Below are 12,965 nucleotides of genomic sequence, written 5' to 3'. Positions count from 1 at the left end.
AGCCTGGCGTTACAAATCCGCCAGCTGCGCGAGATACGGCTGCAGATCGCCGATGTTGTTGCTGACCCATTCCGGGTTGTAATAGGTATCCAGATAACGCTCGCCGCTGTCGCACAGCAGGGTGACGATCGCCCCTTGCTCGCCGTTTTCCCGCATCTGCTTCGCCAACTGCAGCGCACCCCAAACGTTGGTGCCGGTAGAGGCGCCAACCTTGCGGCCCAGCACGCCTTCCAGCCAGTGAATGGTGGCGACGCTGGCGGCATCCGGCACGCGCAGCATGTTGTCGACCACCGACGGGATGAACGACGGCTCGGCGCGCGGGCGGCCGATGCCTTCGATACGGCTGCCGCAGCTGCCGATCAGGGTGCGATCGCCGTGGTGGAAGCAGTCATAGAACACCGAGTTTTCCGGATCAACCACCGTCAATTGGGTGTCGTGCCCCTGATAGCGGATGTAGCGCCCCAGCGTGGCAGAGGTGCCGCCGGTGCCGGCGCTCATCACGATGTGTTTCGGCACCGGGAAAGGTTCGCGCGCCATCTGGCGGAAGATGCTGTCGGCGATGTTGTTGTTGCCGCGCCAGTCGGTGGCGCGCTCGGCGTAGGTGAACTGATCCATATAGTGGCCGTTCAGCTCTTTCGCCAGCTGTTCGGAGGCAGCGTAGATCTGGGCGGCATGATCGACGAAGTGACAGCGGCCGCCGTAAAAGGCGATCTGCTCCACCTTGCGGCGCGCGGTGCAGGACGGCATCACCGCGATGAACGGCAGGCCGATCAGACGGGCGAAGTAGGCTTCGGACACCGCGGTGCTGCCGGACGAGGCCTCGATGATGGTGGTGTTCTCGGTGATCCAGCCGTTGCACAGGCCATAAAGGAACAGCGAGCGCGCCAGGCGGTGTTTCAGGCTGCCTGTCGGGTGAGTGCTTTCATCTTTCAGGTACAGGCAGATGCCGGGAAACGCCGGCAGGTTCAGGCGAATCAGGTGCGTATCGGCGGAGCGCTGAAAATCCGCTTCTATTTCACCGATAGCATATTTTACCCAAGAGTTTGTCATGATATGGCCTCAGAATAGGGGGCTGGTTTATGGCGTAGCATAGCCTGTCGGCGGGAAAAAAGGATTGCCATTTTCCCTGTTTAATCGCCTAATGGGAGAAAATTTTTCTCCGGGTGGCCGCTATGTTAGATAAAACAGACCGTAAGCTGCTGTGCATGCTGCAGCAAGATTGCACCCAGTCGCTGCAGGCACTGGCCGATGCGGTCAATTTGACTTCGACGCCGTGCTGGAAACGGCTGAAGCGTCTGGAAGACGAAGGCTATATCCGCGGCCGAGTGGCCTTGCTGGATAACGAAAAGCTCGGCCTGGGGTTGACGGCGTTCGTGCTGATCAAGACCCAGCAGCACAGCAGCGAGTGGTATCAGGCGTTTGTGCAGCTGACCAGCCAGATGCCCGAGGTGCTGGCGTTCTACCGGATGGCGGGGGAGTACGACTACCTGATGCAGGTCGAAGTGGCGGACATGAAAAGCTACGACGGCTTTTATAAGCGCCTGGTGAACGGCGTACCGGGCCTTATTGACGTCACCTCGAGCTTTGCCATGGAAAAAATCAAATACACCACTGCGCTGCCGGTGCCGGAGTGAAAAGTTAACCGGACGGGCGGCTCAACGGTGGTATCCTGCTCTGCTGAAGCAGAAAAAGAGACAAATCCCATAAAATCCTGGAATCAAACTGCGTGAGATTATTTGCACAAATCGGCTGGTACTTCCGCCGGGAGTGGCGCCGCTACCTCGGGGCGGTGGTGTTGCTGGTCGTCATCGCCATCCTGCAACTGTTGCCGCCTAAGCTGGTCGGCATCATCGTGGACGGCGTCACCGAAAAACAGATGTCCACCGGCGTGCTGTTGGCCTGGCTCGGGCTGATGATCGGCACCGCGATCGTCGTTTACCTGCTGCGCTATGTGTGGCGGGTGCTGCTGTTCGGCGCTTCCTACCAGCTGGCGGTCGAACTGCGCGAAAACTTTTATCGCCAGCTCAGCCGACAAAACCCGGCGTTCTACCTGCGTCATCGCACCGGCGACCTGATGGCGCGCGCCACCAACGATGTGGATCGCGTGGTGTTCGCCGCCGGTGAAGGCGTGCTGACGTTGGTGGATTCGCTGGTGATGGGGGTGGTGGTGCTGGTGGTGATGAGCACCCAAATCAGCTGGCAGCTAACGGTGTTGGCGTTAATCCCGATGCCGCTGATGGCGATCGCCATCAAATATTACGGCGACCAGCTGCACCAGCGCTTTAAATCGGCGCAGGCGGCGTTTTCCAGCCTGAACGATCAGGCGCAGGAAAGCATGACCAGCATCCGCATGATCAAGGCCTTCGGGCTGGAAGATCACCAATCCAACCGTTTCGCCGACGTCGCGGCGCAGACCGGGGCCAAGAACATGCACGTGGCGCGGGTGGATGCGCGCTTCGATCCGACCATTTATATCGCCATCGGCGCGTCTAACCTGTTGGCTATCGGCGGCGGCAGCTGGATGGTAGTGAACGGTTCGCTGACGCTCGGGCAACTGACCAGCTTTGTGATGTACCTCGGCCTGATGATCTGGCCAATGCTGGCGCTGGCCTGGATGTTCAATATCGTCGAGCGCGGCAGCGCGGCCTACAGCCGCATCCGCAGCCTGCTCGACGAGGCGCCGGCGGTGCAGGATGGCCCGCAGGCGTTGCCGGCCGGGCGCGGCGTGCTGGAGGTGGATATCCGCGCGTTCCACTACCCGGAAAACCCGCATCCGGCGCTGCACGATGTGGCGCTGACGCTGAAACCAGGGCAAATGCTGGGGCTGTGCGGGCCGACCGGGGCCGGCAAATCGACGCTGCTGTCGCTGATCCAGCGCCAGTTCGACGTCGATCAAGGGCAGATCCGCTATCACGGCCTGCCGTTGCCGCAGATCAAACTCGACGACTGGCGTTCGCGGCTGTCGGTGGTGAGCCAAACGCCGTTCCTGTTCTCCGATACCGTGGCGAACAACATCGCACTGGGCCATCCGGGGGCGACGCAGGCGCAGATCGAACAGGCGGCGCGGTTGGCCAGCGTCCATGAGGACATTCTGCGGCTGCCGCAGGGCTATGACACCGAGGTGGGCGAACGCGGCGTGATGCTGTCGGGCGGGCAGAAACAGCGCATCTCCATCGCGCGCGCGCTGCTGCTGGATGCGGAGATCCTGATCCTCGACGATGCGCTATCGGCGGTGGATGGCCGTACCGAACACCAGATCCTGCACAACCTGCGCAGCTGGGGGCAAGATCGCACGGTGATCATCAGCGCACACCGGCTGTCGGCATTAACCGAGTCCAGCGAAATCCTGGTGATGCAGCACGGCGGCGTGGCGCAGCGCGGCGATCCGGCGGCGCTGGCGGCACAGCCGGGCTGGTATCGCGATATGTACCGCTATCAGCAGCTGGAAGCGGCGCTGGACGAAGCGCCGGAAAACGGCGAGGAGGCGTTGGCCGATGAATAAAGTGCAAAAGCTGTGGCCGACGCTGAAGCGCCTGCTGGCCTACGGTTCGCCGTACCGCAAACCGTTGGGGGTGGCGGTGCTGATGCTGTGGGTGGCGGCGGCGGCGGAAGTCGCCGGGCCGATCCTGGTGAGCTATTTTATCGATAATTACGTCGCCAAAGGGCAACTGCCGCTGATGATCGTCGGCGGGCTGGCGGCGGCCTACATTCTGCTGGAGCTGCTGGCGGCGGCGCTGCATTACTTCCAGGCGCTGCTGTTCAATCAGGCGGCGGTAGGCGTGGTGCAGCGGCTGCGCACCGACGTGATGGACGCCGCGCTGCGCCAGCCGCTCAGCGCCTTCGACACGCAACCGGTCGGGCAATTGATCTCGCGCGTCACCAACGACACCGAAGTGATCAAGGACCTGTACGTGATGGTGGTCTCCACGGTGCTGAAAAGCGCCGCGCTGATCGGCGCCATGCTGGTGGCGATGTTCAGCCTCGACTGGCGCATGGCGTTAGTGGCTATCTGCATCTTCCCGGCGGTGTTCGTGGTGATGGGCATCTATCAATATTACAGCACGCCGATTGTGCGCCGGGTGCGCAGTTATCTGGCGGACATCAACGACGGCTTCAACGAAGTGATCAACGGCATGGGCGTGATCCAGCAATTCCGCCAGCAGGTGCGCTTCGGCGAGCGCATGAGCGCCGCCAGCCAGTCGCACTATCTCGCGCGCATGCAGACGCTGCGGCTCGACGGTTTCCTGCTGCGGCCGCTGCTCAGCCTGTTTTCGGCGCTGGTGCTGTGCGGTTTACTGATGTTGTTCGGCTTCAGCGGTGAAGGCGTGATTGGCGTCGGCGTACTCTATGCCTTCATCAACTACCTGGGGCGTTTGAACGAACCATTGATCGAGCTGACGTCACAACAGTCGATCCTGCAGCAGGCGGTGGTGGCCGGCGAACGCATTTTCGAACTGATGGATCGCAGCCAGCAGAGTTACGGTACAGACGATAGTCCGTTGGCCGGCGGCCGCATCGACATCACCGATCTGAGCTTCGCTTACCGCGCGGACAAAAAGGTGCTGCAGCATATTTCGCTGTCGGTGCCGTCGCGCGGCTTCGTGGCGCTGGTCGGGCACACCGGCAGCGGCAAGAGCACCTTGGCCAACCTGCTGATGGGTTATTACCCGGTCAGCGAGGGAGAAGTGCGTCTCGATGGCCGCCCGATCTCCAGCTTGTCGCACCGCACGCTGCGCCAGGGCGTGGCGATGGTGCAGCAGGATCCGGTGGTGATCGCCGATTCGGTGCTGGCCAACGTCACGTTGGGGCGCAATATCGAGGAAGACGCCGTTTGGCGGGCGCTGGAAACGGTGCAGCTGGCGGAGCTGGTGCGCGGCTTCCCGCAGGGTATTCACACCCGACTGGGGGAGCAGGGCAATAACCTGTCGGTTGGGCAGAAACAGCTGCTGGCGATGGCGCGGGTCTTGGTGCAGGCGCCGCAGATCCTGATCCTCGACGAGGCGACCGCCAATATCGACTCGGGCACCGAACAGGCTATCCAGCGCGCGCTGCGTGCGATCCGCGAGCACACCACGCTGGTGGTGATCGCCCACCGGCTGTCGACCATCGTCGACGCCGATTCCATTTTGGTGCTGCATCGCGGCCAGGCGGTGGAGCAGGGCAACCATCAGCAGCTGCTGGCGCAGCAGGGGCGTTACTACCAGATGTACCAGCTGCAGTTGGCGGGCGAGCAGTTGGCGGAAGCGGTGCGCGAGGAGAGCCAACCCGCCTGAATATGGGCCGCGCTCGCGGCCCTTCTTTCTTTCCAACGCACCATAAGCAGGCAAACCATCTGGGCCACGCCCCCTTTCTGCACTTTTTCGACGCGATGCGCACCAAATCAGTGCGCATTATTTAACCTATTCAAGGTATCGGTGCCGTGCTGCCTCGCGGCTGCGCCCGCGTGCCCGCTAATCCGCTGAATCGCCCTGAAAAATTAAATTTGGCACAGCCCTTGCTACATATGACGCGTACCAGGGGTGAGTTTGGGCTTAATTCGTGGAGGGGCAATATGAAGCTGGTGACCGTGGTAATCAAACCGTTCAAGCTGGAGGACGTGCGCGAGGCCTTGTCCTCCGTGGGCATTCAGGGGTTGACCGTAACCGAAGTGAAGGGCTTTGGCCGCCAGAAGGGGCACGCCGAGCTGTATCGCGGCGCCGAATATAACGTCAATTTCCTGCCCAAGGTCAAAATCGATATCGCCATCGCCGACGATCAGTTGGATGAAGTGGTTGATGTGATTAGCAAAGCCGCCTACACCGGCAAAATCGGCGACGGCAAAATTTTCGTTGCCGAATTGCAACGCGTGATCCGTATTCGCACCGGCGAAACCGACGAATCGGCACTGTAACCGCGAACTCAGTTAAGTGATGGGGATGATTGATAATGAAAAGACTGTTATCCATGTTGGGCCTGAGTTCGGTAACCCTGGTTCCTTCTTTGGCCCTGGCCGCCCCGGCGGTCGCCGATAAGGCCGACAACGCCTTTATGATGATCTGCACCGCGTTGGTGCTGTTCATGACGCTGCCGGGCATCGCGCTGTTTTACGGTGGCCTGCTGCGCGGCAAAAACGTGCTGTCGATGCTGACGCAGGTCACCGTCACCTTCGCGCTGGTCTGCGTGCTGTGGGTGTTGTATGGCTACAGCCTGGCGTTCAGCGAGGGCAATGCGGTGTTCGGCGGGTTCGAAACGGCGATGCTGAAAGGCATCGGCATCGACAGCGTCACCGGCAGCATCAGCCAGATGATCCACGTCGCCTTCCAGGCCTCCTTCGCCTGTATCACCGTGGCGCTGGTGGTGGGTGGCTTCGCCGAACGCATTCGCTTCTCGGCGGTGCTGATCTTCGCGATCCTCTGGTTCACGCTGTCTTATCTGCCGATCGCGCACATGGTGTGGGGCGGCGGTTACCTGGCCGCCGACGGCGCCTTGGACTTCGCCGGCGGCACCGTGGTGCACATCAACGCCGCCAGCGCCGGGTTGATCGGCGCCTACCTGATTGGCAAGCGCGCCGGCTTCGGTAAAGAGGCCTTCAAACCGCACAACCTGCCGATGGTGTTTACCGGGGCGTCCATCCTGTATATCGGCTGGTTCGGCTTCAATGCCGGTTCCGCCAGCGCGGCCAACGGCATTGCGGCTCTGGCATTCCTCAACACCGTGGTTGCCACTGCGGGCGCCATTCTCTCCTGGACCTTCGCCGAGTGGGTGCTGCGCGGCAAGCCTTCATTGCTGGGCGCCTGCTCCGGCATGATCGCCGGGCTGGTAGCAGTGACGCCGGCGGCGGGCACCGTGGGCGTGGGCGGGGCGTTGATCATCGGCCTGGTGGGCGGCGTCGCCGGCCTGTGGGGCGTCGTGACGCTGAAAAAATGGCTGAAAGTGGACGACACCTGCGACGTGTTCGGTGTGCACGGGGTGTGCGGCATCGTCGGCTGCCTGTTGACCGGGGTGTTCACCGCCTCTTCACTGGGCGGCACCGGTTACGCCGAAGGGGTGACGATGGGCCATCAGGTCTGGATCCAGCTGGTGAGCGTGCTGATCACGCTGGTGTGGTCGAGCGTCGCCGCCTTTATCGCCTTCAAGATCGCGGGCGCCATGGTTGGATTGAGAGTGCCGGAGGAGCAGGAACGCGAGGGGCTGGACGTCAACAGCCACGGCGAGAGCGCCTACAACCAGTAAGGCTCAAAGCAGGGCAGTGCGCTAAAGACTAAAATAATGATGAAGCCAAAAGGGGCGATGGAAACATCGCCCCTTTCTGTATGCTGCGGATCAGGCGTCGCGTTGGCGAATCACCCCTTCCTGCACGGTGGTGGCGACCAGTACGCCGTCGCGGGTATAAATCTGGCCGCGCACAAAGCCCCGTGCGCCGGAGGCGGAGGAGCTCTCCACTGCGTACAGCAGCCAGTCATCCATGCGGAACGGACGGTGGAACCACATTGAGTGGTCAATGGTGGCCACCTGCATGCCCGGCTCGAGGAAACCGACGCCGTGCGGCTGCAGCGCCGTCGGCAGGAAGTTAAAGTCCGACGCGTAGCCCAGCAGATATTGGTGGATGCGCTGATCGTCCGGCATGCTGCCGTTAGCGCGGAACCACACGTAGCGATGCGGCTCTTCCACGCTGCCTTTCAGCGGGTTATGGAATTTCACCGGGCGCATTTCGATCGGCTTCTGGCCGATAAATTTTTCGCGCACTTTTTCCGGCAGCATATGCGCCAGCTTCTGGGCGATCTCTGACTCAGACAACAGCCCTTCCGGCGGCGGCACGTCCGGCATCAGATTCTGATGCTCGAAACCCGCTTCCGGACTCTGGAAGGAGGCGGTCATATAGAAGATAGGTTTGCCGTGCTGGATGGCGCTGACGCGGCGCGCGCTGAAGCTGTTGCCGTCGCGCAGGGTTTCCACGTCGTAAACGATAGGCTTGCTGCTGTCGCCCGGGCGCAGGAAGTAGCTGTGGAACGAATGCACGCTGCGTTCGTCCGGCACCGTCTGTTTGGCGGCGTACAACGCCTGGCCGACCACCTGCCCGCCGAACACCTGGCGCAGCCCCAGATCTTCACTCTGACCGCGGAACAACCCTTCTTCGATTTTCTCCAGATCCAGCAGATCGAGGAGGTTTTGCAATGCCTGGCTCATAAAGTTGTTACCTTTCTAATAATCATTTTGCGCAGTGTGCGGAATATCACGGCGCGGCGTCAACATTTTGCGTTAAGGGGCCGATGAGAATGCTCTTAATCATGGATGCCTTGGGCTGTTTAAGTGATTAATAGGCGGGGTAAAGTGGATTTATCAGTGTTTTGTGCTAGGTTTAATAGGTGAGGTGGTGAAAGCCACCAATATGTTGATAATAAAAAAGGAGACCGATCCATGAAACTCTGGCAAATCGTAGGCGGTGCCGCGGCACTGATGATCACGCTGGCAGGATGCGCGCAAAAGAGTGCCGATGTGCCTACACAGGCGGCCGGTAACCCGGCGGCTGCGCAAACGCAGATTCAGGGCCCGGCGGTGACAGGTTCGGTTAATATACGTCAGCGCATTGCGCTGCCGCCGGACGCCGTACTGACGGTCACCCTCTCTGACGCTTCGCTGGCAGATGCGCCGTCCAAAGTGATTGCACAGCGCGCGGTACGTACTGAAGGGCAGCAGGCGCCATTCAGCTTTACGCTGCCGTACAACCCGTCCGACATCCAACCGAATGCGCGCATCATTCTGAGCGCGGCGGTGACGGTCAACGGGCGCCTGATGTTCATTACCGACACCATCCAGGAAGTGGTTAACCGCAACGGCACCCGTGCCGATCTGCTGCTGGTTCCGGTTCAGGGTGTGCCGATTCAGGCTGCGCCAACCGCCATGCAGTAAACTTACTGCGGTACAGCAAGATGAAATCAACAGCCTTTGCGCTTCGGCTAAAGGCTGTTTTGTTTTACCAGCGCCAGCCGTAGCGTTCGAAATCGACCGTGCTGTGCGGGCCGAAAATTATCCCCTCCGCCAGCAGTGCCTGCCGTTGCCGTTGAAAATCCTCCCCCTGCTGCGAGATCTGTCCGTGGCGGTTGATCACCCGGTGCCAGGGCAGCGTGCTGCCTTCCGGCAAACGCCGCAGCACGCCGCCAACCTGACGCGCGGCGCGCGGCGAGCCGGCCAGCCGGGCGACTTCACCGTAAGTGGTGACTTTGCCGAACGGGATGGCGGCCACGATATGGAAAACCCGCTGGCTGAAAGAGGCGTCTTCTGGTTGCATATTGCTGTTCCTGCACGAGTCAAAACCCAGGCGAAGAGTGTGCCACAGCGCAGGTGGGTAAGAAAACAGCGGTTGGCCCCGGTTGGCTTGCTATTTGGTGGGGCATCGCCGATAATGCCCACCGCTTCGGAGTACAGAAGCCGTCAATGGGGGCCCTGTTGGTTCTCCCGCAACACTAACTTGTGAACTCGGTCAGGTCCGGAAGGAAGCAGCCGCAGCAGGTGACGTGTGTGCCGGGATGTAGCTGGCAGGGTCCCCACCCATTTGGGCTTCGCCAATCCGCGCTTTTGCCGCCTCTCCTCCACGTATCTATTATCCATTTCTGTCATCAGGCAGAGCGACACGCATTTCTTTTCTTCCCGCCTTCAATTCTTTTGGATAATGAATTAGCGGTTCTGGGGAGCGGGCACAGTGAGGTGGGCGATGAGATAACCTGTCTCGATTAAAAAAGAAAATTGTTTCCGCGCAATATTATTATCGGAAGAGGGAACGCAAGTGAAGTTTTACTGTCAATAGGAAAAGTACGTATTCAACTTGAACATTGAGGCCGATAAAAGCATCGGCTCAACGCGTTGGGGGCTGATTATCTGACATATTTCCAAACGGAGGTGGGGATTTTGTCATACAGTTTGTTCATGGTGAGCTCTGCCAGACGATGATCTGCCGCTGAGTAAAACAGCTCCAGTTCATCATCGGAAAGCTCGTACTTATTTTTCTCAATAACACGTTCGAGAGTATCAATCGTGGTGCATTTACGTAAACGCATCAGATAGTCGGTTTTAGTCATGGTGGCCTTTAGTTTAATAACCGTAAAATAGCTTGGGAATAATTATCCCCTAAGTTTTCATTGTCGTACAGATGTCCTCTCCTGAGAACATTCTGAATAATCTCGCCTTGGTTTTTTGCCAGCGGCGCAGGTCGGAATCATTGATACCATAGCTGCTGAACAGCGTATAGGTATCGTCGAGATATTCTTCGACTAACTCCGACAGGTCAGATTCGTCCATGTATTTAATTTTATAACTCATCACAAACGAAGCGATATGTTCGATCAACTCATTAAGCTGCAGGTTGACGGAGGACGTCGGATCGTTGACCCACCCATGATGACTGTCTCCCAGGGTAGCGATACCTTCATCATACAAATTTTCGCACAAGAATTTGAGCTGAGCAATGTCGTGTCGCTTAGGCGAATACTCATCCATATCATCCCCTCCGTAAGTCTTAATTGCGGTGTGATAACACTATGTGAGTAAGCTGATTTACATCATGAACGGAGGCAGCTTAACGGTGGTTAAATAAACTTCCCGTAAAATGAATATAAATCATTTTTTCGCGTTTGGCCTGTAGTTATTACTTAAACTTACAATTCATCCGCAGTTGATGGGCGTGAGTTATCAATGATGTCGAAGATTAAACCCCGCGCCGTCACTCGAAACCGGACGCTGTCGTTGATGATATCTTCGCTGTTGATATCCAGGCAGGCATTAAAAATGCCCCACTTATAACGATAACTCATTGAATAATCGCTGTCACCTTGCTGCACTATATCAAGTATTTCTAATGAATCTTCGGCATAGCGTGCGCTTTCAGAATAAAAGCTGAGTCCGCTGGTCAGCGCCGGCACTAACTCCGCAATATTGTCATGAACCACTTTCTTTAATTTTTTAACAGAAAGTGCGTTGACGTCCAGGTTACAGGCAAGGGTAACAAGCATTAATCTCGGCCAACAACAATGTTATCTGCTTATCTTACTCCTTTTCCGCCCTCGTCGGTAAATTTTTCGATTTACCGCTGTTCTTTACCTTACGCCAACATTCCAACCGAATGGAAATATCCCTGGGTTTTGTAAGGGGGCGGGGGGAGATCCGCTGTGCGAGGGATTGTTACGTTCCGTTGCATTATTGTCGCGCCATAGCTTGAGCTACGGTAGTTGTTGTGATGTTATATTATAACTCTTATCCATCATTTTGGTCATAACATTGATTCCCACTTCACGACATGGCGCCGCGCCGTCACTGAATTCGTTGTTTACCACCTCCGCTGCCGCGCGTTGTGCGGGGGCCGTTGTGCTGCTGGCTCTGCTGTGGCTCGGCATCTTTTGGGCGGTATCGCTGCCATGATCATCCTGCGTCAGCTGGTGCTAGGTTATGGCGCCACGCCGCTTTTCCCGCCGCTGAGCGGGCAGTTTACCGCCGGCTCGTTAACCGCGGTGGTGGGCGTCAATGGGGCCGGAAAATCGACATTGCTGAAAACGCTCGCCGGTTTGTTGCCGCCGATGGGCGGCAGCCTGAATTTCAGCGGCGGAAAGCCGCCGCGCAGAGCTTACTTACCGCAGCAGGCGGAGCTGGATCGGCAGTTCCCGATCGCGGTAAGCGATCTGGTGGCGATGGGATGTTGGCCGCAAAGTGGCATGTTCGGCGGTATGAACCAGCATGCGGCGAGCCAGGTTAATGAAGCGCTGGCGAGCGTCGGCATGAGTGCGCTGGCGCACAGCCCGGTGGGCGAGCTCTCCGGCGGCCAGCTGCAGCGGGTGTTGTTTGCGCGCCTGCTGGTCCAACAGGCGCCGCTGATTTTGCTGGATGAACCTTTCACCGGTATCGACAGCGCCACCACGCAGATCCTGCTGCAGGCGATCGCGCAACTGCACCGGCAGGGGAAAACGGTGATCGCCGTGCTGCACGATATGTCGATGGTCGCCGAGCATTTTCCGCAGGCGCTGTTGCTGACGCCGCAGGCTTGCCACTGGGGCGCGGCCGAGCAAGTGCTGGAACAGGTGCCGAGGTATCACGCCGCCGACCGGCTGCCGGATCTGCGGGCGGTGGCGCCATGATGCTGTTGCATGGGCTTATCGATCCTTTCCTCTCTTTCGGTTTTATGCGCCGCGCGCTGATGGCCTGCCTGGCGTTATCGCTCAGCGCAGCCCCGCTGGGCGTGTTTCTGTTGCTGCGCCGCATGAGCCTGGTAGGGGATGCGTTGTCCCACGCGGTGTTGCCCGGCGCGGCGATCGGCTATCTGATTTCCGGCATGTCGCTGGTGGCGATGGGCGTAGGCGGCTTTATCGCCGGGCTGGCGGTGGCGATGCTGTCCGGCCTGGTGAGCCGCCGCACGCCGCTGAAAGAGGACGCCAGCTTCGCCGGATTCTATCTGGGCTCACTGGCGCTGGGGGTCACGCTGGTCTCGCTGCGCGGTTCCAGCGTGGATCTGCTGCACGTGTTGTTCGGTTCGATCCTGGCGGTAGATGCGCAGGCGATGCTGATGGTCGGTGCGATCGCCTCGGTTTCGCTGCTGGCGCTGGCGGCGCTGTACCGCGCGCTGGTTATCGAATCCTTCGACGTCACTTTCCTGCGCGTTAACGCGCCGCGCCGGTTGGCGCTGATCCACGGCCTGTTTTTGGCGCTGGTAGTGGTCAATCTGGTGGCGGGATTCCAGATCCTCGGCACCCTGATGTCGGTTGGGTTAATGATGTTGCCCGCCGCCAGCGCGCGCTTCTGGGCGCGCAATCTGCCGCAGACGCTGGCGACGGCGATGGGCATCGGCGCGCTTTCCAGTCTGATTGGGCTGGTGTGGTCCTATCACGCTTCGCTTCCCGCCGGCCCGGCGATCGTGCTCAGCGCCAGCATCCTCTTTTTTGTCTCGATCCTGTTTGGAACGCGCGGAGGCATTTACGCCTTTGCGCGCCGTTGAGAAGTGCCAT

At 59.2% G+C, this 12,965-nt stretch carries 14 protein-coding genes and 1 other RNA gene; 9 read left to right on the top strand and 6 right to left on the bottom strand.

Going from position 1 to position 12,965, the window contains the following annotated elements; all coding sequences use genetic code 11:
* Positions 1 to 9 precede the first annotated feature (9 nt).
* Positions 10 to 1,050 carry a PLP-dependent cysteine synthase family protein gene (locus ACJ8IJ_RS11100; protein WP_004940335.1) on the bottom strand — a complete coding sequence of 347 codons (1,041 nt, stop codon included), beginning with the start codon at positions 1,048 to 1,050 and terminating at the stop codon, positions 10 to 12.
* Positions 1,051 to 1,172: 122 nt separating this feature from the next.
* Here ACJ8IJ_RS11100 and ACJ8IJ_RS11095 point away from each other — a divergent pair, with 122 nt between their 5' ends.
* The 5 genes from ACJ8IJ_RS11095 (at position 1,173) to amtB (ending at position 7,212) form a co-directional block, all read left to right on the top strand.
* A complete protein-coding gene (locus tag ACJ8IJ_RS11095) occupies positions 1,173 to 1,634 on the top strand; it encodes an Lrp/AsnC family transcriptional regulator (protein WP_004940330.1) in 462 nt (153 codons plus the stop codon).
* A gap of 92 nt (positions 1,635 to 1,726) precedes the next feature.
* Positions 1,727 to 3,502, top strand: a complete 1,776-nt coding sequence (gene smdA, locus ACJ8IJ_RS11090) for a multidrug efflux ABC transporter permease/ATP-binding subunit SmdA (RefSeq protein WP_442518623.1) — start codon at positions 1,727 to 1,729, stop codon at positions 3,500 to 3,502.
* Complete coding sequence (gene smdB, locus ACJ8IJ_RS11085; RefSeq protein WP_075684436.1) at positions 3,495 to 5,273, top strand: multidrug efflux ABC transporter permease/ATP-binding subunit SmdB; 1,779 nt, start codon at positions 3,495 to 3,497, stop codon at positions 5,271 to 5,273. The genes smdA and smdB overlap by 8 nt, the downstream gene beginning before the upstream one ends.
* 278 nt (positions 5,274 to 5,551) lie before the next feature.
* Entirely contained in the window at positions 5,552 to 5,890 is a 339-nt protein-coding gene (glnK, locus tag ACJ8IJ_RS11080; protein WP_004940327.1) for a P-II family nitrogen regulator, read from the top strand.
* A gap of 35 nt (positions 5,891 to 5,925) precedes the next feature.
* Positions 5,926 to 7,212, top strand: a complete 1,287-nt coding sequence (amtB, locus tag ACJ8IJ_RS11075; protein WP_004940322.1) for an ammonium transporter AmtB — start codon at positions 5,926 to 5,928, stop codon at positions 7,210 to 7,212.
* Between the two features lie 90 nt (positions 7,213 to 7,302).
* On the opposite strand, the gene tesB is transcribed toward amtB, so the two are convergent.
* A complete protein-coding gene (gene tesB, locus ACJ8IJ_RS11070; RefSeq protein ID WP_004940320.1) occupies positions 7,303 to 8,166 on the bottom strand; it encodes an acyl-CoA thioesterase II in 864 nt (287 codons plus the stop codon).
* Positions 8,167 to 8,397: 231 nt separating this feature from the next.
* Here tesB and ACJ8IJ_RS11065 point away from each other — a divergent pair, with 231 nt between their 5' ends.
* Positions 8,398 to 8,889 carry a YbaY family lipoprotein gene (locus ACJ8IJ_RS11065; protein ID WP_442518622.1) on the top strand — a complete coding sequence of 164 codons (492 nt, stop codon included), beginning with the start codon at positions 8,398 to 8,400 and terminating at the stop codon, positions 8,887 to 8,889.
* A 64-nt stretch (positions 8,890 to 8,953) separates the two neighbouring features.
* Here ACJ8IJ_RS11065 and ACJ8IJ_RS11060 read toward each other — a convergent pair whose 3' ends face one another.
* Complete coding sequence (locus ACJ8IJ_RS11060) at positions 8,954 to 9,268, bottom strand: MGMT family protein (RefSeq protein WP_004940317.1); 315 nt, start codon at positions 9,266 to 9,268, stop codon at positions 8,954 to 8,956.
* Between the two features lie 156 nt (positions 9,269 to 9,424).
* On the opposite strand from ACJ8IJ_RS11060, the gene ffs reads away from it, so the two are divergent.
* Positions 9,425 to 9,521, top strand: an RNA gene (gene ffs, locus ACJ8IJ_RS11055) — signal recognition particle sRNA small type.
* A gap of 330 nt (positions 9,522 to 9,851) precedes the next feature.
* On the opposite strand, the gene ACJ8IJ_RS11050 is transcribed toward ffs, so the two are convergent.
* The 3 genes from ACJ8IJ_RS11050 to ACJ8IJ_RS11040 all read right to left on the bottom strand — a co-directional run bounded on the left by ACJ8IJ_RS11050 (position 9,852) and on the right by ACJ8IJ_RS11040 (position 10,985).
* A complete protein-coding gene (locus ACJ8IJ_RS11050; protein WP_004940313.1) occupies positions 9,852 to 10,055 on the bottom strand; it encodes an HHA domain-containing protein in 204 nt (67 codons plus the stop codon).
* Positions 10,056 to 10,104: 49 nt separating this feature from the next.
* The gene (tomB, locus tag ACJ8IJ_RS11045) at positions 10,105 to 10,473 is read right to left on the bottom strand and encodes an Hha toxicity modulator TomB (protein WP_004940312.1); all 369 of its coding nucleotides are present in this window, start codon (positions 10,471 to 10,473) and stop codon (positions 10,105 to 10,107) included.
* Between the two features lie 158 nt (positions 10,474 to 10,631).
* Positions 10,632 to 10,985: a hypothetical protein gene (locus ACJ8IJ_RS11040; RefSeq protein ID WP_004940311.1), complete on the bottom strand. Its 354-nt coding sequence runs from the start codon at positions 10,983 to 10,985 to the stop codon at positions 10,632 to 10,634.
* A gap of 402 nt (positions 10,986 to 11,387) precedes the next feature.
* Here ACJ8IJ_RS11040 and ACJ8IJ_RS11035 point away from each other — a divergent pair, with 402 nt between their 5' ends.
* Together ACJ8IJ_RS11035 and ACJ8IJ_RS11030 are read left to right on the top strand one after the other, a co-directional pair.
* Positions 11,388 to 12,101 carry a metal ABC transporter ATP-binding protein gene (locus ACJ8IJ_RS11035; RefSeq protein ID WP_004940310.1) on the top strand — a complete coding sequence of 238 codons (714 nt, stop codon included), beginning with the start codon at positions 11,388 to 11,390 and terminating at the stop codon, positions 12,099 to 12,101.
* On the top strand, positions 12,098 to 12,955 hold the full coding sequence (locus ACJ8IJ_RS11030; RefSeq protein WP_004940309.1) for a metal ABC transporter permease: 858 nt from the start codon (positions 12,098 to 12,100) through the stop codon (positions 12,953 to 12,955). The genes ACJ8IJ_RS11035 and ACJ8IJ_RS11030 overlap by 4 nt, the downstream gene beginning before the upstream one ends.
* The last annotated feature ends 10 nt before the right edge of the window (positions 12,956 to 12,965 follow it).

The sequence above is a fragment of the Serratia sp. CY40230 genome, assembly GCF_052168835.1.
Lineage (GTDB): Bacteria > Pseudomonadota > Gammaproteobacteria > Enterobacterales > Enterobacteriaceae > Serratia > Serratia nematodiphila.
This window is presented reverse-complemented; position numbering and strand designations above follow the sequence as displayed.

Bases quoted from the DNA above. Each gene is read 5' to 3' on its own strand.
- amtB (WP_004940322.1), top strand. From the start codon at position 5,926: ATGAAAAGACTGTTATCCATGTTGGGCCTGAGTTCGGTAACCCTGGTT.
- ACJ8IJ_RS11065 (WP_442518622.1), top strand. From the start codon at position 8,398: ATGAAACTCTGGCAAATCGTAGGCGGTGCCGCGGCACTGATGATCACG.
- tomB (WP_004940312.1), bottom strand. From the start codon at position 10,473: ATGGATGAGTATTCGCCTAAGCGACACGACATTGCTCAGCTCAAATTC.
- smdB (WP_075684436.1), top strand. From the start codon at position 3,495: ATGAATAAAGTGCAAAAGCTGTGGCCGACGCTGAAGCGCCTGCTGGCC.
- ACJ8IJ_RS11030 (WP_004940309.1), top strand. From the start codon at position 12,098: ATGATGCTGTTGCATGGGCTTATCGATCCTTTCCTCTCTTTCGGTTTT.
- tesB (WP_004940320.1), bottom strand. From the start codon at position 8,166: ATGAGCCAGGCATTGCAAAACCTCCTCGATCTGCTGGATCTGGAGAAA.
- ACJ8IJ_RS11095 (WP_004940330.1), top strand. From the start codon at position 1,173: ATGTTAGATAAAACAGACCGTAAGCTGCTGTGCATGCTGCAGCAAGAT.
- glnK (WP_004940327.1), top strand. From the start codon at position 5,552: ATGAAGCTGGTGACCGTGGTAATCAAACCGTTCAAGCTGGAGGACGTG.
- ACJ8IJ_RS11050 (WP_004940313.1), bottom strand. From the start codon at position 10,055: ATGACTAAAACCGACTATCTGATGCGTTTACGTAAATGCACCACGATT.
- ACJ8IJ_RS11035 (WP_004940310.1), top strand. From the start codon at position 11,388: ATGATCATCCTGCGTCAGCTGGTGCTAGGTTATGGCGCCACGCCGCTT.
- ACJ8IJ_RS11100 (WP_004940335.1), bottom strand. From the start codon at position 1,050: ATGACAAACTCTTGGGTAAAATATGCTATCGGTGAAATAGAAGCGGAT.
- ACJ8IJ_RS11040 (WP_004940311.1), bottom strand. From the start codon at position 10,985: ATGCTTGTTACCCTTGCCTGTAACCTGGACGTCAACGCACTTTCTGTT.
- ACJ8IJ_RS11060 (WP_004940317.1), bottom strand. From the start codon at position 9,268: ATGCAACCAGAAGACGCCTCTTTCAGCCAGCGGGTTTTCCATATCGTG.